Raw genomic sequence first — 16,665 nt, 5'->3', positions numbered from 1 at the left:
GCCCCGTGCCGCGCGGTTCAATCCTCGGTATGGGTGAGCTTGGGCACATCCGACGCCCCCGCCGAGCCGCGCCCGGAGAGCGAGGGATTTTCCATGAAGAAACGGTGGCAGTTGAACGCGAATTGTCCCGTCGCCAGGGGCGGTCGGGTGAAGCGGCCATCGGGCGCCATCACCCAGCTCTGGGCCACGTCCGCGAGGTTGGCGGCCATGATCTGACTGGTGATCTGCGCCTTCACCGTGGGGTTCTCGATCTCCACCAGCGTCTCGACCCGACGCGCAAGGTTGCGGCCCATCCAGTCGGCAGAGGAGATGAACACCCGGTTTTTCTTGTGCGGGATCTCATGGCCATTGCCGAAACAGACGATCCGCGAATGTTCGAGGAAACGTCCGACGATGGATTTGACGCGGATGTTCTCGCTCAGCCCCTTCACCCCGGGACGCAATCCGCAGATGCCGCGGATCACCAGGCTGATCTGCACCCCGGCCTGTGAGGCGGCATATAGCGCGTCGATCACCTCGGCATCGATGATCGAGTTGAGCTTGGCCCAGATCACCGCCGGTTTGCCGCTTGCGGCGTGATCCGCTTCGGCCTGGATCATCGCCAGCAGGCTCGATTTCAGGGTCAGCGGCGAGATCGCCAGATTGTCGAGGCTTTCGGGCTGGGCATAGCCGGAGAGATAGTTGAACACCTTGGTCGCGTCGCGCCCGAGCCGTTGATCGCAGGTGAACAGCGACAGGTCGGTATAGATCCGCGCGGTGATCGGGTGATAATTGCCGGTGCCGTAATGGGTATAGGTGACCAGCTGACTGCCTTCGCGGCGCACCACGGTGGAGATCTTGGCATGGGTCTTGAGGTTGATGAACCCGTAGACCACATGCGCTCCGGCGCGTTCGAGTCTTCGTGACTGGCGGATGTTGGCGGCCTCGTCAAAGCGCGCCTTGAGCTCGACCAGCGCGGTCACCGACTTGCCGTCCTCCGCGGCCTCGCAGAGCGCCTCCACGATCGGGCTGTCACGCGAAGTGCGGTAAAGCGTCTGCTTGATCGCCACCACGTTCGGATCGCGCGCCGCCTGGGTGAGGAAACGCACCACCATGTCGAAGGTCTCGTAGGGGTGATGCAGCAGCATGTCCTTCTGGCGGATCGCGGCGAACATGTCGCCCTCGTGATCGCTGACCCGTTCGGGAACGCGCGGGGTGAATTGCGGCCACAGGAGGTCGGGACGCGCATCGGTGATGAGCGCACCGAGATCATCGACCCCGATCATCCCGTCGATCTCGATTACGTCCTGGGGACGCACGTTGAGCTCGGCCATGACGACGGACATCAACTTCTCCGGCGCCCCGGCCGAATGGGTCATCCGCACCACCTCGCCGCGGCGGCGGCGCTTCAGCGCGACTTCGAATTCGCGCACCAGATCCTCGGCCTCGTCCTCGACCTCGAGATCGCTGTCGCGCAGGATGCGGAATTCGAAATGCGCCTTGAGCTTGTAGCCCGGAAACAGGCTGGGAATATGGATCACCAGCAGATCTTCGAGCGGCAGGTAGCGCAGGCAGCCCTCGGGCGCGGGCAGGGGGACGAAACGGTCGATCTGGCGCGGAATGGGCAGCAGCGCCTGCAACGGACGTTTGTCCTGCTTGCGTTCGAGCTGCAGGGCCAGCGCATATCCGGTGTTGGGGATGAAGGGGAATGGATGCGCCGGGTCGATCGCCAGGGGCGAGAGCACTGCGAAGACCTGGTTGAGAAAGACCTCGTTGAGATAGTCGTGATCCTGTGGCGTCAGGTCGGCGGCGCGTTCGAGCATGATGTTCTGCGCGTCGAGCTCGGCCATCAGCTCGACCAGCACCCGCTGCTGGGTCAGCATCAGGTTGCGGGCATCCTCGTTGATCAGCACGAGCTGTTCGGCCGGGGTCAGCCCATCCGCCGCCGGGGTGGTATTGCCCGCCTGTGCGAGCTCGCGCAGACCGGCGACCCGGACGGTGTAGAACTCATCGAGATTGCCCGCCGAGATCGACAGGAAGCGCAGCCGCTCGAGCAACGGCACACGGGGGTTCTCCGCCTCTTCGACCACGCGCCAGTTGAAATCGAGCCAGCTCAGCTCACGGTTGAAGAACCGCCCCGGCCCCGTGAGGTCGAGATCGGGCAGATCGGTGGCAGGCGGAAACGGCGCCTTGAGGAAATCGGCATCGGACATGGCAGCCTTATGGAATTGACATGTGACAGGCAGGTGACGGCCATTTTGGAAGCCGCCTCAGGCACTTCGCCCAGTATCACCCGCGCGGGCTCTGCTTGTCCAGCACCAGCGCCGCCAGGCTGCGGGTCACCGGGCGTTGCAGCGCCAGACTGGCCGCGTCGAGTGCCGCGACCAGCTCGATCGCGGCGGCGAAGGAGCGGTCCATGCGGCTCAGCAGATAGGGGATGAGATCGGGGCGCGGCGTGAGCTGACGGTCAGCCAGCAGCTTCACCAGCAGCGCCGAAAGCAGCGTGTCGTCGGGCGCATCGAGTGCGGCGGCGGTCGTGCCGCGCATCCGGCTGGTCAGATCGGGCAGGGTCAGCCCCCAATGCGAGACCGGCGGCGCCCCGGTGAGCAACAAGGCACCGCCCTCGGCCAGCACCAGGTTGTGCAGATGAAAGAGCGCGGTCTCGGCCTCCGCATCGCCGGCAATCTCGGGCACGTCCTCGACCGCGACATTGCAGCGCGCGAGGCCGGCGATGTCGGTCGATTGCAACGTCTCGGCCTTGAGGATTTTCGCATCGGCCATGGCGGCCCAGACATGGGTGAGATGGGTCTTGCCCGCGCCCTGCGGCCCGGTCAGCGCCAGCTTGCCGCCGGGCCACGCGCGCCAGTCGTCGATCAGCGCCGCCGCGAGCGCATTGGAGGGGGCGACGAAAAAGTCATCGCGCCCCAGCGCGGTGCGGCAGGGCAGGTCAAGACCGAGCTGGCGTCCCATATCAGAACGGGTCCTCGTCGAAACTGCTGCCCGGTTCGGTGCCCTGATAGAGCAGGCTGGCGCGGTATTGGGCCACCGCGAAGCGCGCCACCACCCCGATCGCCGCCGCCACCGGCACCGCGATCAGCATCCCGACGAAGCCGAAGAGCGTGCCGAAGACCGACAGCGCCAGAAGCAACCAGACCGGATGCAGCCCGACCGAATTGCCCACCAGTTTCGGGGTCAGCACATTGCCCTCGATGACCTGCCCGAGCGCGAAGATCCCAGCCACCAGCCCGATCGAGAGCCAGTCGCCCCAGAACTGGAACAGCGCCAGCCCGATCGCCAGCACCCCGCCGAGCAGCGCGCCCAGATAGGGGATGAAGGTGATGAGCCCGGCGACGAAGCCCACCACGAGCCCGAATTGCAGCCCCACCAGCATCAACGCGATGGCGTAATAGGTGCCGAGGATCAGGCAGACCGTGCCCATGCCGCGGATGAACGAGGCCAGCGTGTCGTCGATCTCGGCGGCGAGACGGCGGATCGTAGGCGCGTGATCGCGCGGCAGCAGCGCGTCGATCTGGGCGATCATGCGGTCCCAATCGACCAAAAGGTAGACCGAGACGACCGGTACGATGACGAAGAGCAGGATGATGTTGAGCAGCGAGGCGAAGGAGGCAAGCGCGGTGTTGAGCAGCGCGCCGCCGCGTTCCTGAACCGTGGCGCCGATCGCGGTGATCGAATTGCGCAAGGTGGAGTCTTCCTCAAGCAGCGAGGGGAAACGCGCGGTCAGGAACTCGGTGAAATTACGGGCCAGCTGCGGCGCGGTCTCGACCAGGTTGATCGCCTGGTTGACCAGCGTCGGGATGACCAGCAGCGCCATGATCACGAAGATCAGCAGCGCCGCCACGGTGATCAGCGCCGTGGCCAGAGTGCGGCTGAGACCGAGCCGTTCGAGACGGTCGGCGACGGGGTCGAGGAAATAGGCGATGGCGCCGCCGAGCAGGAAGGGGACCAGCACGTCGCCGACGAACCATAACACCACCAGGAACACCGCCGCCGCGACGCCCCAGTATTTCAATTGGTCTCGGATCGGCAGGCCCATGGAACTCTCCGGTTGCGGTATCTTCACATCGCTTATGTGGGGGGGTGTTTCAAGCCCCGCAGGGCGGGAGGGCCGACAGAGACGCGCGCCGGTTCGGTCGAAGGGCGCGCTGCCGCTGCAATGCATCGGATGAGTATTTGTGAAAGGGTGAAGGAAGCCGCGGGGGCCTGCCTGCGGGGTTGATCATTGTGTTGCCCAGGGCTTTGAATTAGGCAATGCGCAACCTCGATCATGAAGGAGCCGCGCGATGCGTCTGACCCGCTATTTTCTACCCGTGCTGAAGGAAACGCCCTCGGAAGCGCAGATCGTCAGCCATCGACTGATGCTGCGGGCGGGGATGATCAAGCAGGCCGCCGCCGGGATCTATTCCTGGCTGCCGCTCGGCTTCAAGGTGCTGCGCAAGCTCGAGGATATCGTCCATGAGGAACAGCAGCGCGCCGGGCATATCCCGATGCTGATGCCGACGCTGCAATCGGCCGATCTGTGGCGCGAGAGCGGGCGTTATGACGATTACGGCGAGGAGATGCTGCGAATCAAGGACCGGCACGGACGGGACATGCTCTACGGGCCGACCAATGAGGAGCTGATCACCGATATCTTCCGATCCCATGTCGGCTCCTACAAGGATCTGCCGCTGACGCTCTATCATGTGCAGTGGAAGTTCCGCGACGAGATCCGGCCGCGGTTCGGGGTCATGCGGGGCCGCGAATTCTTCATGAAGGATGGCTATAATTTCGACCTGACCAAGGAAGCCGCGCTGCATGCCTATAACCGGCATCTGGTCAGCTATCTGCGCACCTATGAGAGGATGGGCCTGCAGGCGATCCCGATGCGCGCCGATGGCGGGCCGATCGGCGGGGATTACACCCATGAATTCCTGGTACTGGCCGAGACCGGCGAGTCCGAGGTCTTCTATGACAGCGCGGTGACCGACCTGAGCTTCGGCGACCGGCAGATCGATTATGACGATCATGCGCAATGTGCCGCGGTGCTGGAGGAATTCACCTCGAAATACGCACGCACCGACGAAACCCATGACGAGGCGCTGTTCAACGAGGTGCCCGAAGAGCGGCGGCGCAGCGCGCGCGGCATCGAGGTCGGGCAGATATTCTATTTCGGCACCAAGTACTCCGAGGCCATGGGTGCCACGGTGCAGGGGCCGGACGGGCAGGTCGTGCCGGTGCATATGGGCAGTCATGGCATCGGGGTCAGCCGACTGCTCGGCGCGATCATCGAGGCGAGCCATGACGAGCGCGGGATCATCTGGCCCGAGGGGGTGACACCCTTCCACGTCGGGATCGTCAATCTGAAACAGGGCGATGCCGAAGCCGATGCCGCCTGCGAAGCGCTCTATGCCAGCCTCACGGCGCTCGGGCTCGAACCGCTTTACGATGACCGCGACGAACGGGCGGGCGGCAAGTTCGCCACCATGGATCTCGTCGGCCTGCCCTGGCGGATCACAGTCGGGCCGCGCGGCCTGAAGAACGGGGTGGTCGAGCTGACGTCGCGGCGCAGCGGCGAGAGCGAGGAGCTGCCCCCCGAAGAGGCGGTGCAGCGGCTGGTTCAGATCTACGCCGGGCGCGCCTGAGCCTTGGCACGGCGTTGGCAAGGCAGGGAGCGCGGCATCGCCTTCGCGGTGTCGGCGTGATCCTGCGGGTGCTGACGCTGGCCGGGGGGCTCGCCTCTGCCGCGGCCCTGTCGCAATTCCCCGAGTTCTCGCAACAATATCTGCAACGGCTCGGCGGCGCGGTGGATGCGCTCGGTGAGGTCGTCGCGGATTTCGACGCTTCCGCCGAAACGCTGGGGTTGAGCCGGGAGGCGGCGCTGGAGCAGATGCGGGGCAATGATTTCGTCGAGCGGCGCCGCTTGGATATGCAGCGCAGTTTCGCGCGGCATGAGAGCCTGCAGGCGGATCTCGCGGTCTTGCGGGGCAGCGGAGCGTTTGAGCGCGCCTATGGCCTGCCGCATATGCGTGATGGCGAGCTGATCCGCGCCACCTGGGCCGCCTATCGACCGGCGTTGCCGCTGACCGCGACCGGGATGATCTTTGCCGGGGCCGGTTTCCTCGGCGGGGCGCTGTTCACCGGATTACTGCTGCGGCTTCTGTCCTGGCCCCTGGGTCATCTCGTGGGGCGCCGAAAGGCCGCTTGAAACTTTCCATGCAACGCATCAGGTTGCGCGCAACCTTTCAACCCGGAGCCCGAAATGGCCAGACCCGCCAAAAGACCTGCGCCCTTCGCGGCCTTCGAATGGATGATCGCCTGGCGCTATCTGCGCGCCCGCCGGGCCGAGGGCGGCGTCAGTGTGATGACCTGGATCAGCCTGATCGGCATCACCCTGGCGGTCTTCGCGCTGATCGCGACGCTGGCGGTGCGGTCGGGTTTTCGGGCCGAATTCGTCGATACGATCCTCGGCGCCAATGCCCATGTGACGATCTACAACCTCGGTGAGGTGAAGCCGAACGGGCAGATCGACCGGACCATCGCCGATTATCGCGCGATGGCCGAGGCGGTCGCAGAGGTGCCGGGTGTCACGCGCGCCGCGCCGCTGGTGCGCGGGCAGGTCATGGCCAACAAGCATCAGGCCAATGCGGGGGTCGAGGTGTTCGGAATCGCGGGCGAGGACCTCGCGACACTGCCGCGCATCGCCAATCCGGAGACCTCCGAGGGCGAAATCGCGCGCTTTGACGAGGGGATCGCATTGGGCAGCGGCGTGGCGTCGACCCTCGGTGTGCAGGTTGGCGACACGATCAAGCTGATCTCGCCCAACGGCGTCAAGACCGCCTTCGGCACCAGTCCGCGGGTCAATGGCTATGAGGTGGTCTATATCTTCTCGGCCGGGCGCTATGACATCGACCGCACCCGTGCCTATCTGCCGCTTGGCGAGGCGCAGACATTCTTCAACCGCGAAGGGGTTGTCGACGAGCTCGAGGTCATGGTCGAGGAACCGGAGGCGGTCGATACGATGGGCCCGGCGCTGCTGCAGGCGGCGGGGGAGCGGGCGCAGGTCTGGACCTGGCGGGATGCTTCGGGCTCCTTTCTCAGCGCGCTCGATATCGAGGATCGGGTGATGTTCGTGATCCTCTCCATCCTGGTGCTGATTGCCGCGATGAACATCGTCTCGGGTCTGATCATGCTGGTCAAGAACAAGGGCCGCGACATCGGCATCCTGCGCACCATGGGATTGACCGAGGGCTCGGTGCTGCGGGTGTTCTTCATCTGCGGCGCGTTTACCGGTCTGATCGGCACCGCCATGGGGGTGCTGCTGGGCTGTCTCTTTGCCATCTATGTCGACCAGATCTTCGCCGCGGTGAACTGGCTGTCGGGTGGCACCGCCTGGGATGCCTCCGTCAGGGGGATCTATTTCCTGCCCGCCAAGCTGCAGATCGGCGACGTGCTTTCGGCCGTGGCGCTGTCGCTGGGCCTGTCCTTCGTCGTCACGATATTCCCGGCCCGGCGCGCGGCGCGGATGAACCCTGTGGAGGCCCTGCGCTATGAGTGAACCTGTCCTGAAGCTTTCGGGCATCGCCAAGGCCTATAACAGGGGCACGCCGGGGGAGATCGAGGTGCTGCGCGGGGCCGAGCTGGAGGTCGGGCCGGGCGAGGTCGTCGCGCTTGTCGCGCCTTCGGGGGCCGGCAAGTCGACGCTGCTGCATATCGCGGGGTTGCTCGATACTGCCGACGCGGGGCTGGTGGAGATCAACGGCCATGACATGAGCGGGCGGAGCGACCGGCGCCGGACGCTGGTACGGCGTGACGATGTGGGGTTCATCTACCAGTTTCACCATCTGCTGCCGGAATTCTCGGCGCTCGAGAACATCGTGCTGCCGCAATTGGCCAATGGCGTTTCGCGCAAGGTTGCGGAGGCGCGGGCGCTTGACCTGCTCGATCAGGTCGGCATTGCCGCGCGTGCCAGCCATCGCCCCGCGGCGCTGTCGGGCGGGGAACAGCAGCGCGTCGCCTTCTGTCGCGCGCTGGCCAATGAGCCGCGCTTGCTGCTGGCCGATGAGCCGACCGGCAACCTTGACCCGGCCACTTCGGATCAGGTTTTCGCGGCGCTGATGGCACTCGTACGCAACACGGGGCTGTCGGCGGTGATCGCCACGCATAACCTCGAGCTCGCGGCGCGGATGGACCGGCAGGTGCGGCTCGATCAGGGGCGCCTTGTGCCACTCGAACCCACGATACCTTAATCGCGGCGCGACTTTTCCATATTCTGACCACCTTGCCTGTTATTCTGGGCCGACATTGCAAGGACAGACCCATGAGCCCATTGATGAACAAGCTTTTTTTTGCCGCCGCGCCCCTTGTTGTCGCGATGAACGCTGCCCGGCGCGACGGGTCTGATACGGCGCTTACGGCGGCGCCGGAACTGGCCCCGGAAGTCACGCCGACCGCGCCTGTGCACGATTGTGGCATTGAGGGGATGGATCTGCCGGTCGGCGCGGCCTTCGATCTGGCGCTCGCGCCGGGCGGGGCATTGGTGATCGAGGATTTCGACCCGCTGGAAGATGCGCTGCTGATTGACAGCCCGCTTTGCGGCGCCGCGGAGGTGGCGGCGCAGGATGTCAGGCCGGAGGGGCTGGTCCTTACCCTGAGCAGCGGTGCGCGGATCTCCCTGCCGGGGGTGATGCGCCCCTTGCCCGCCGATGCGCTGGTGCTGATCGAGCCGGAAGAGGAGGCGGAAGCGATCGCCCGAGATGAACCGGCGTCCCCCGAGGTCGACGATCCCGAAGAGGCCGCGCTCTGGCAACGGCTGGCTGAATTGTCCGCCTCTTCGGCCGCCTGAAAGGGACGGATCAGACCTGCTGGGTCAGCCAGACACCGGCTGCCATCAACGCGATACCTCCCGCCCGGGCGGCGCCGAGCGGCGCGATCTGCGCGCCGAACAGGCCGAAATGGTCGATCGCGGCGGCGCTGATCAATTGCCCGAGCAGCACGAAGAACACCGCATTGCCGACGCCGAAATGCGGCGCGATATAGGTGATCGAGAGCACGTAGAACGCCACCAGCAGCCCTGCGACAAACAGGTGTTTCGGCGCGAAAGCCATCCGCGAGAATGCCTGCGGGCCGGTCGCCAGCGCCAGCAGCAGGCTTGCCGAGAAGGCGATGACGAAAAGCACCGTGGCCGCCGCGGCGGGCGAGCCGATCAGCCGCCCGAGCGCCGCGTTGAGCGCCGCAAGCAGCGGGATGCCGAGCCCTGCCAGAAGCATGATGAACGCGTAATGGGCCATGAAATGCTCCTCTCAGGCTTTGACTTGATCTGGATCATGGTCCGTGGGGGCGAGGGCTGCAAGGTGGGATCATCCACGAACAGCAGATCGGAGCCGCCTGCATGACCCTCCATACCCGCCACCGCCTGCCGCTGATCCTTGCGGCGTCGCTGACGTTGCTGGGCTGCGTCCCGGCCTCGATGCCCGAACCCCATGAAGGCGCCGCCTATTTCGCGCAGAATTGCGCGTCCTGTCACGGCGCCAGCGGGCAGGGGGACGGGCCATTGGCGGCAGGGCTGAACCCGGCGCCGGTCGATCTGACGCGTCTACGTCAGGGCAATGGCGGCACCTTTCCCACCGCGCGGGCGCTGAGCTATGTCTATGGCGATCCGCGCGGGGATCACCGTGCGCGGGTCATGCCGGAATTCGGCGCTGCCATGGACGAGGACCTGGTGCCCATCGAGGTGGATGGCGTGCTGACACCGACACCGCGACCTCTCGCGGCGTTGCTGGCCTATCTTGTGGACATCCAGCGCTGAACTATTGGCAGATCGCCTTCAGATCGACCCCGTCCCAGGGCAGCAGAAGATCCGACTGGCGGCTCTGGGGCAGCGCGGCGACCGGCATGGCCTGGGCGATCAGCCGATGCAGGCGCTGCGTGCGCGGCGCCTGCGGGGCAATGGCGCGGCAGCAGACGAATTCCTCGACGATCGAGCCCTGCTGTTCATAGGCGAATTCGCTGAAGCGGCGCGGCGTGTCGATCTCGAAGAGATAGGGGTCCTCCGCTAGCTGATGTTCGACGGCGGCGCGCAGCGGCGAATAGCCGGTCCTCGCCCGGTTCTGCCATTGCCAGACATGGGTTGCCTCATGGGCGAGCAGCATCGCGGCAATCAGGTTCACCCGTTCCGGGTAGTCGGCGAGGTAATCCTCCAGATACCAGTCGCGGTCGAAGAGCACGTGGTTCCAGAGCGCCACTGCGGCGGGTTTGGTGGTGATGATCTCGTCCTTCTGGGGCGGCAGGATCATCTCGCGGCAGGTGGTGCGCGGACGCGGCTTGCGGCGGAAGGTCACCGCCCGGGTCGGCGCGCCATCGACAAGACGCATCGCGTCGAGTTTGAGGCTGTCACCATGGATATCCGACAGAAAGGCCCGCTCGTTGAGCGTGAGCGGACGGCCGCAGGCGGCAAGCGCCAGGAAGGCAAGGAGAAGCAGGCGGGTCATGGAACGAGTAATGCCGCCGCCGGAGCCGAATACAAGCGCTATCGTAGGGTGGGTGCCAACCCACGCAGCGAACAGCCCCTTTGCACCCGGATAGAACGTCCGCAGGGAAGCCTGGTCAGGAATGTGAAGGTGGGTTGGCACCCACCCTACACGTCCAGCTCTTCCACGAATTGCGCGTTCTCCTGGATATACTGGAAGCGCAGCTCCGGTTTCTTGCCCATCAGCCGTTCCACCAGATCACCGGTCTCGCCCGGCACATCCTCATGCACCGTCACCCGGATCAGCTTGCGGGTCGCCGGGTCCATCGTGGTTTCCTTGAGGTCCTTGGCATCCATTTCGCCCAGGCCCTTGAAGCGCTGCAGGTCGATCTTGCCCTTGCCGCCGAGCCCCTTTTCCAGCAGCCGGTTCTTCTCGGCATCGTCCGCGACATAGACCCGCTTGGCGCCCTGGGTCAGCCGGTAGAGCGGCGGGCAGGCCAGGTAGAGATGCCCGGCATCGATCAGCGGACGCATCTGGGTGAAGAAGAAGGTCATCAGCAGCGACGCGATATGCGCCCCGTCGACATCGGCGTCGGTCATGATGATGATCTTGTCATAGCGCAGATCATCAAGGTTGAACTTGCTGCCCATGCCGACACCGAGCGCCTCGCAGAGGTCGGAAATCTCGGCATTGGTGCTGAGCTTGTTGGACGCCGCGCCAAGCACGTTGAGGATCTTGCCCTTGAGCGGCAGCAGCGCCTGGTTGTTGCGGTTGCGCGCGCCCTTGCCGGAGCCGCCGGCGCTGTCGCCCTCGACGATGAAGAGCTCGGTGCCCTCCCGGGCCTTGCTGGTGCAATCGGTGAGCTTGCCGGGCAGGCGCAGTTTCTTGGTGGCGGATTTGCGCGCGGTCTCTTTCTCCTGACGCCGCCGCAGCCGCTCCTCGGCGCGCAGCACCAGGAAATCGAGGATCGCACCGGCCGATTTCGTATCCGCCGCCAGCCAGTTGTCGAAATGGTCCCGCACCGCGTTCTCGACCATGCGCTGCGCCTCGACCGTGGCCAGCCGGTCCTTGGTCTGGCCGACGAATTCCGGCTCGCGGATGAAGCAGGACACCAGCGCGCAGCCCCCGGCGATCAGGTCCTCGCGGGTGATCGTCCCGGCCTTCCGGTTGCCGACCAATTCGCCGTAGGCCTTGATGCCCTTGAGGATCGCCGCCCAGAACCCGGCCTCATGGGTGCCGCCCTCCGGCGTCGGGATAGTGTTGCAATAGGATTGGATGAACCCGTCGCGTGAGGGCGTCCAGTTGATCGCCCATTCGACCTTACCGGGCGTGTTGAACTTGTCACGGAAATCGACCATGCCGCCGAACGGCGCTTCGGCATAGGTCGAGGCGCCCGCGAGGGTCTCGTTGAGGTAATCGGAGAGCCCGCCGGGAAAGTGGAATTTCGCCTCCTGCGGGGTCGTGCCGTCATCCTGCCCGGTCTTCCAGCGGATCTCGACGCCGGAGAACAGATAGGCCTTGGAACGCGCCATCGCGAAGAGCCGCGCCGGTTTCAACTTCAGCGCGCCGAAAATCTCCGCATCCGGGTGGAATGTCACCGCCGTACCGCGCCGGTTGGGGGCTGCGCCGACCTTTTCGAGCCGCCCCTGCGGGATGCCGCGGGAGAACTCCATCGCGAAGAGCTCTCGGTTGCGCGCAACCTCGACGCGCAGGTGATCCGAAAGCGCATTGACCACCGAGGAGCCGACCCCGTGCAGGCCGCCCGAGGTCTCGTAGGAATCACCGGAGAACTTGCCGCCCGCATTCAGCGTGCAGAAGATGATCTCCAGCGCCGACTTGCTCGGGTCCTTGGGGTGCGGATCGATCGGGATGCCGCGGCCGTTGTCGCGCACGGTGACATGGCCGTTCTCATGCAGCTCGAGCTCGATCCAGGTGGCATGACCGGCCACCGCCTCGTCCATCGAATTGTCGATGATTTCCGCGACCATATGGTGCAGCGCACGGTCGTCCTTGCCGCCGATATACATCCCCGGCCGCAGGCGTACGTGCTCCATATCCTCCAGCACCTGGATGGAGGAGGCATCATATTCCTTGGGTTCTCTGCCTGAGAGAAGATCGGTCATCGGGGCGCTGCTCCGCTCTTGGTTTTGGTTGCAGGCCAGTATGGCAGAGCCGCCCTGCCGGGGAAAGGGCAAGTCGCGCGCCTCGGCGCATTGCGACGTCGCGTGGCGGGGCGTGCGGGATGGCCCGTGCCGTGCAGGCGGCGCGGGCCGCGCGCGGGCTTTCCCGGCTGGCAGCGGAGGCGCAATGCCTCTTCCCCTGTGCGCCGGGTCGGCTTAGGACAGACCCATGAAGAAGCACATGAGCACAAGCGGCCACATCCGCGCTATCACCATTCTCGGCCTGCCGCTGATCGGCGGGCATCTCGGGCAAATGGCGATCGGGGTGACCGATACGGTGATGGTCGGCTGGTACGGGGTCGAGGCGCTGGCGGCGGTGACGCTGGCCTCGACCTTCTTTTTCGTCCTGTTCATCTTCGGTTCGGGATTCGCTTGGGCGGTGATGCCGATGGTCGCCTCCTATGCCGCCAAGGATGACGAGATCGGCATCCGCCGGGCCACGCGGATGGGTCTGTGGTTGTCTGTCGGTTTTGCGCTGCTGGCGCTGCCACTGATGATCTGGGCGGGGCCGGTGCTTGACCTGCTGGGGCAGGGCGAGAGCGTCGCGCGCGATGCCGGGCGCTATCTGGCGGTGGCGGGCTGGGGAATCATTCCGGCATTGCTGGTCATGGTGCTCAAATCCTATCTCGCGGCTCTTGAGCGCACCCAGGTGGTGTTGTGGATCACCCTGACCGCGGCCTGTATCAACGCGGTGGCGAATTATGCGCTGATCTTCGGCAATTGGGGCGCGCCGGAGCTCGGCGTCGTGGGGGCCGCAATCGCCTCGGTCACCACCCATTGCGTGTCGCTGATCGGGGTGGTGATCTATGTGTTGCTGGTGCTGCCGCAGCATCAGCTGTTCGTGCGGATGTGGCGGGCGGATTGGCAGATGTTGGCGCAGGTGTTCAACCTCGGCTGGCCGATCGGTCTCACCTCTTTGAGCGAAGTCGGCCTGTTTGCCGCCTCCGCGATGATGATGGGCTGGCTCGGCACCGTGCCGCTGGCCGCCCACGGCATCGCGGTGCAGCTCGCCTCGATCACCTTCATGGTCCATGTCGGGCTCAGCAATGTCGCCACCATCCGCGCGGGCAATGCCTTTGGCCGTCGCGACGCGCCGCATATGGCCAAGGGTGCGGTGATCACGCTGCTGATGTCGCTGGCCGTGGCGGCAGTGACCATGGTGATCTTCATCCTCTGGCCCGAACCGCTGATTTCGCTGTTCATGCAGCGCGACGAACCGGCGCGCCCGGAGATCCTCGCGGTCGGTATCGGGCTCCTGGTGATGGCGGCGCTGTTCCAGCTCGTCGATGGGGCACAGGTCGTGGCGCTGGGATTGTTGCGCGGCGTGCAGGATACGCAGATGCCGATGGTCTTCGCCGCGATCAGCTATTGGCTGATCGGTATTCCCTGTTCCTATCTGCTGGGGTTCAAGCTGGAGCTTGGCGGCATCGGGATCTGGGCCGGTCTGGTGATCGGGCTCGGGGTGGCGGCGCTGTTGCTCAACGCAAGGTTCTGGGCGGTATCGCTGCCGCGATTGCGCAGTGAAGACCTGCCGCGCCTCTCCCCGTCGTTCTGAAGTGCGCAGCGCCCCGCGACCGGGCGGCGTCACTTTTTCAGCAGTCGGTCCGCTTTCTTGCGCACCAGCGTGCTGCGCAGGTCATGCATCGCCAGCAGCAATGCGTCGGTCACGGCTTCGAGCTGCGCCTCGCTGGCCTTCGACTGCGCCCATTGGGTCGTGAGGTTGAGGTGGTCCACCGCGCGGTAGATATCGTCGATATCGCGATGCGCCAGCACCCGGGCCCGGTCTTCCATCCAGGCCCGGATATGGTCGAGATCATGGTCCGAGAGAGTGCGGTCGCCCTGCGGCTTGATCTCGCCGTTGCGGATGTTGACGACGGCGATCTGATCCATCTCGATCCGACGCTGGCGGTTTTCCGTGTCCACACGGAATACCGCCGCGCCGTTCTCGCGCACCCTGAAGTAATATTCCGGTAGCTCGCCTGCCATCATGCCCTCCTGTCAGGTCAGCTCGGCGCAGAAGCGCTGGATCCGGCTGCAGGCCTCTTTCAATGCGTCATCGGAGGTCGCGTAGCTGACCCGGAAATTCGGCGACAGGCCGAACGCCGCACCGAACACGACCGCCACGCCGGTCTCCTCCAGCAGCGCCGTCGCAAAAGCCTCGTCATCCACAATCCTTGTGCCGGCGGCAGAGGTCTTGCCGATCAGCCCGGCAATCGAGGGATAGACATAGAAGGCGCCCTCGGGATTGGGGCAGGTGACACCGTCGATCTCGTTGAGCATCGACACCACAAGATCGCGGCGCCGCGCGAACATCTTGTTGTTCTCGGGGATGTAGTCCTGCGTGCCGTTCAGCGCCTCGACCGCCGCCCATTGGCTCACCGAACAGGGGTTCGAGGTCGATTGCGACTGGATCTTGCGCATCGCGCCGATCAGCTTCTCCGGTCCCGCCGCATAGCCGATCCGCCAGCCGGTCATCGCATAGGCTTTCGACACGCCATTGACGGTCAGCGTGCGGTCATAAAGCTGCGGCTCGACCTCGGCGGGGGTGCAGAAGATGAAATCGTCATAGGCAAGATGCTCGTACATGTCATCGCTCATCACCCAGACATGGGGATGGCGCAGCAGCACGTCGGTAAGCGCCTTGAGCTCGTCGCGGCTGTAGCCGGCGCCGGTCGGGTTGGAGGGCGAGTTGAAGATCAGCCACCTGGTATTCGGCGTGATCGCCGCTTCCAGCGCTTCCGGCGTCAGCTTGAAATCGTTCTCCAGCGTGGCGGGGGCGATCACCGGGGTGCCGCCCGCGAGCAACACCATGTCCGGATAGGACACCCAATAGGGCGCCGGGATCACCACTTCCTCGCCGGGGTTCAGCGTCGCCATCAAGGCGTTGTAGAGGATCTGCTTGCCGCCGGTCCCGACCGAGACCTGTGCGGGGGTATACTCAAGCCCGTTGTCGCGCTTGAACTTGGCGCAGATCGCCTGTTTCAGCTCGGGGATACCGTCGACGGCAGTGTATTTGGTCTTTCCCGCTTCGATCGCGGCGATGGCCGCATCCTTGATATTCTGCGGCGTGTCGAAATCCGGCTCTCCGGCGCCCAGGCCGATGATGTCGCGCCCCGCGGCCTTCAATTCGGCGGCCTTGGTGGTGACCGCGATCGTCGGTGACGGTTTTACGCGATCAAGCGTCTTGGAGAGCAGTTCCATTTTGGCCTCTGATTGTCTATGTCTACCGGGTCCGTCATAGGGGTGGCTGCCACACCCTTCAAGCATGAACAATGTCAACAGGAGATGGTAAATGAGCGATCAGACAGATTGGTATGGCCCCGACGCCGCGACTTTCGGCGACCGGGTTTCGGCGGCACGCGAACGTGCGGGCATGTCGGTGCCCGAGCTGGCACGGCGAATCGGCGTCAAGCAATCGACCTTGCGCAGCTGGGAAGAGGACCTGTCCGAACCGCGCGCCAACCGCCTGTCGATGCTCGCGGGGCTGCTCAATGTCTCGATGATGTGGCTGATCAATGGCGAAGGCGAGGGGGTCGACGCGCCCGACGAGACCGGTAACGGCGATTTCGGCGAGATCCTCGCGGAGATCCGCGGGTTGCGTGCCGACATGCTGCGCAAGGCCGAGGCGATGGGCCGTCTCGAAAAGCGCCTGCGCCGGGCGAGCGGCAGCAACGTTCATGTCTGAACCGCGCGAGCACCGATTGAAACGTCTGCAGATGCGCTCGATGCGGCGCGGGATCAAGGAGATGGACCTGATCCTGCCGCCCTTCGTGGCGCGCCATCTCGCGGCGATGGATGCGGCCGGGCTCGATCTCTATGATGCGCTGCTCAACGAGAGCGATCATGATCTTTACCAATGGGTCAGCGGCCAGTCCGCGGCACCGCAGCGCTATGCCGGTCTGATCGGCGATATTCAGGCGCAGATTGCCGCGATGAACGGCCGTATACCTGCTGCGGTTGAAACCGGGGCGCGAGATTGATCCCCAGGTTTAACGAAATCTTCTGATTTGTTGTTCAGGCTCCGACGCAAGGCTGCTTTC

Annotated in this window: 17 protein-coding genes; 9 read left to right on the top strand and 8 right to left on the bottom strand. The window is 65.0% G+C overall.

All coding sequences use genetic code 11. The features are described 5' to 3' along the window. Positions 1 to 17: 17 nt before the first annotated feature. The 3 genes from ACFSUD_RS05615 to ACFSUD_RS05605 form a co-directional block, all read right to left on the bottom strand. Positions 18 to 2,192 (bottom strand): RNA degradosome polyphosphate kinase, encoded by a 2,175-nt coding sequence (locus ACFSUD_RS05615; protein ID WP_386372278.1) that lies wholly within the window; start codon positions 2,190 to 2,192, stop codon positions 18 to 20. 76 nt (positions 2,193 to 2,268) lie between these two features. Further along, positions 2,269 to 2,949: a chromosomal replication initiator DnaA gene (locus ACFSUD_RS05610; protein ID WP_386372277.1), complete on the bottom strand. Its 681-nt coding sequence runs from the start codon at positions 2,947 to 2,949 to the stop codon at positions 2,269 to 2,271. Between the two features lies 1 nt (position 2,950). Then, positions 2,951 to 4,033 carry an AI-2E family transporter gene (locus tag ACFSUD_RS05605; RefSeq protein ID WP_386372275.1) on the bottom strand — a complete coding sequence of 361 codons (1,083 nt, stop codon included), beginning with the start codon at positions 4,031 to 4,033 and terminating at the stop codon, positions 2,951 to 2,953. Positions 4,034 to 4,280: 247 nt separating this feature from the next. Between ACFSUD_RS05605 and proS the strand changes: the two genes are divergently transcribed. The 5 genes from proS to ACFSUD_RS05580 all read left to right on the top strand — a co-directional run bounded on the left by proS (position 4,281) and on the right by ACFSUD_RS05580 (position 8,821). Continuing rightward, the gene (proS, locus tag ACFSUD_RS05600; RefSeq protein ID WP_386372273.1) at positions 4,281 to 5,621 is read left to right on the top strand and encodes a proline--tRNA ligase; all 1,341 of its coding nucleotides are present in this window, start codon (positions 4,281 to 4,283) and stop codon (positions 5,619 to 5,621) included. 56 nt (positions 5,622 to 5,677) lie between these two features. Then, positions 5,678 to 6,184, top strand: a complete 507-nt coding sequence (locus ACFSUD_RS05595) for a DUF2937 family protein (RefSeq protein ID WP_386372271.1) — start codon at positions 5,678 to 5,680, stop codon at positions 6,182 to 6,184. A gap of 102 nt (positions 6,185 to 6,286) precedes the next feature. Further along, the gene (locus ACFSUD_RS05590; RefSeq protein WP_386372587.1) at positions 6,287 to 7,534 is read left to right on the top strand and encodes a lipoprotein-releasing ABC transporter permease subunit; all 1,248 of its coding nucleotides are present in this window, start codon (positions 6,287 to 6,289) and stop codon (positions 7,532 to 7,534) included. Then, positions 7,527 to 8,225, top strand: a complete 699-nt coding sequence (locus tag ACFSUD_RS05585) for an ABC transporter ATP-binding protein (RefSeq protein ID WP_386372270.1) — start codon at positions 7,527 to 7,529, stop codon at positions 8,223 to 8,225. The genes ACFSUD_RS05590 and ACFSUD_RS05585 overlap by 8 nt, the downstream gene beginning before the upstream one ends. An 83-nt stretch (positions 8,226 to 8,308) precedes the next feature. Next, positions 8,309 to 8,821, top strand: coding sequence for a hypothetical protein (locus ACFSUD_RS05580; protein WP_386372268.1), 513 nt, complete (start codon positions 8,309 to 8,311; stop codon positions 8,819 to 8,821). Positions 8,822 to 8,831: 10 nt separating this feature from the next. On the opposite strand, the gene ACFSUD_RS05575 is transcribed toward ACFSUD_RS05580, so the two are convergent. Further along, positions 8,832 to 9,266 carry a DMT family transporter gene (locus ACFSUD_RS05575; protein ID WP_386372266.1) on the bottom strand — a complete coding sequence of 145 codons (435 nt, stop codon included), beginning with the start codon at positions 9,264 to 9,266 and terminating at the stop codon, positions 8,832 to 8,834. A 101-nt stretch (positions 9,267 to 9,367) separates the two neighbouring features. Here ACFSUD_RS05575 and ACFSUD_RS05570 point away from each other — a divergent pair, with 101 nt between their 5' ends. Then, positions 9,368 to 9,784, top strand: coding sequence for a c-type cytochrome (locus ACFSUD_RS05570; protein WP_386372265.1), 417 nt, complete (start codon positions 9,368 to 9,370; stop codon positions 9,782 to 9,784). Between the two features lies 1 nt (position 9,785). Here ACFSUD_RS05570 and ACFSUD_RS05565 read toward each other — a convergent pair whose 3' ends face one another. Then, positions 9,786 to 10,466 carry a hypothetical protein gene (locus ACFSUD_RS05565; protein ID WP_386372263.1) on the bottom strand — a complete coding sequence of 227 codons (681 nt, stop codon included), beginning with the start codon at positions 10,464 to 10,466 and terminating at the stop codon, positions 9,786 to 9,788. A 146-nt stretch (positions 10,467 to 10,612) separates the two neighbouring features. Next, positions 10,613 to 12,568, bottom strand: a complete 1,956-nt coding sequence (locus tag ACFSUD_RS05560; RefSeq protein WP_386372261.1) for a DNA gyrase/topoisomerase IV subunit B — start codon at positions 12,566 to 12,568, stop codon at positions 10,613 to 10,615. Between the two features lie 238 nt (positions 12,569 to 12,806). On the opposite strand from ACFSUD_RS05560, the gene ACFSUD_RS05555 reads away from it, so the two are divergent. After that, positions 12,807 to 14,180, top strand: a complete 1,374-nt coding sequence (locus ACFSUD_RS05555) for an MATE family efflux transporter (protein WP_386372260.1) — start codon at positions 12,807 to 12,809, stop codon at positions 14,178 to 14,180. A gap of 29 nt (positions 14,181 to 14,209) precedes the next feature. On the opposite strand, the gene ACFSUD_RS05550 is transcribed toward ACFSUD_RS05555, so the two are convergent. Further along, entirely contained in the window at positions 14,210 to 14,611 is a 402-nt protein-coding gene (locus ACFSUD_RS05550) for a hypothetical protein (protein ID WP_386372258.1), read from the bottom strand. 12 nt (positions 14,612 to 14,623) lie between these two features. After that, a complete protein-coding gene (locus tag ACFSUD_RS05545; RefSeq protein WP_386372256.1) occupies positions 14,624 to 15,826 on the bottom strand; it encodes a pyridoxal phosphate-dependent aminotransferase in 1,203 nt (400 codons plus the stop codon). 91 nt (positions 15,827 to 15,917) lie between these two features. On the opposite strand from ACFSUD_RS05545, the gene ACFSUD_RS05540 reads away from it, so the two are divergent. Continuing rightward, the gene (locus ACFSUD_RS05540; RefSeq protein WP_386372254.1) at positions 15,918 to 16,310 is read left to right on the top strand and encodes a helix-turn-helix domain-containing protein; all 393 of its coding nucleotides are present in this window, start codon (positions 15,918 to 15,920) and stop codon (positions 16,308 to 16,310) included. After that, entirely contained in the window at positions 16,303 to 16,605 is a 303-nt protein-coding gene (locus ACFSUD_RS05535) for a succinate dehydrogenase assembly factor 2 (RefSeq protein WP_386372253.1), read from the top strand. The genes ACFSUD_RS05540 and ACFSUD_RS05535 overlap by 8 nt, the downstream gene beginning before the upstream one ends. Positions 16,606 to 16,665: the final 60 nt, after the last annotated feature.

It is taken from the genome of Sulfitobacter aestuarii, from assembly GCF_042685005.1.
Lineage (GTDB): Bacteria > Pseudomonadota > Alphaproteobacteria > Rhodobacterales > Rhodobacteraceae > Sulfitobacter > Sulfitobacter aestuarii.
Note: the sequence above shows the minus strand (reverse complement) of the source record. Positions and strands in the feature narration are given on the sequence as shown.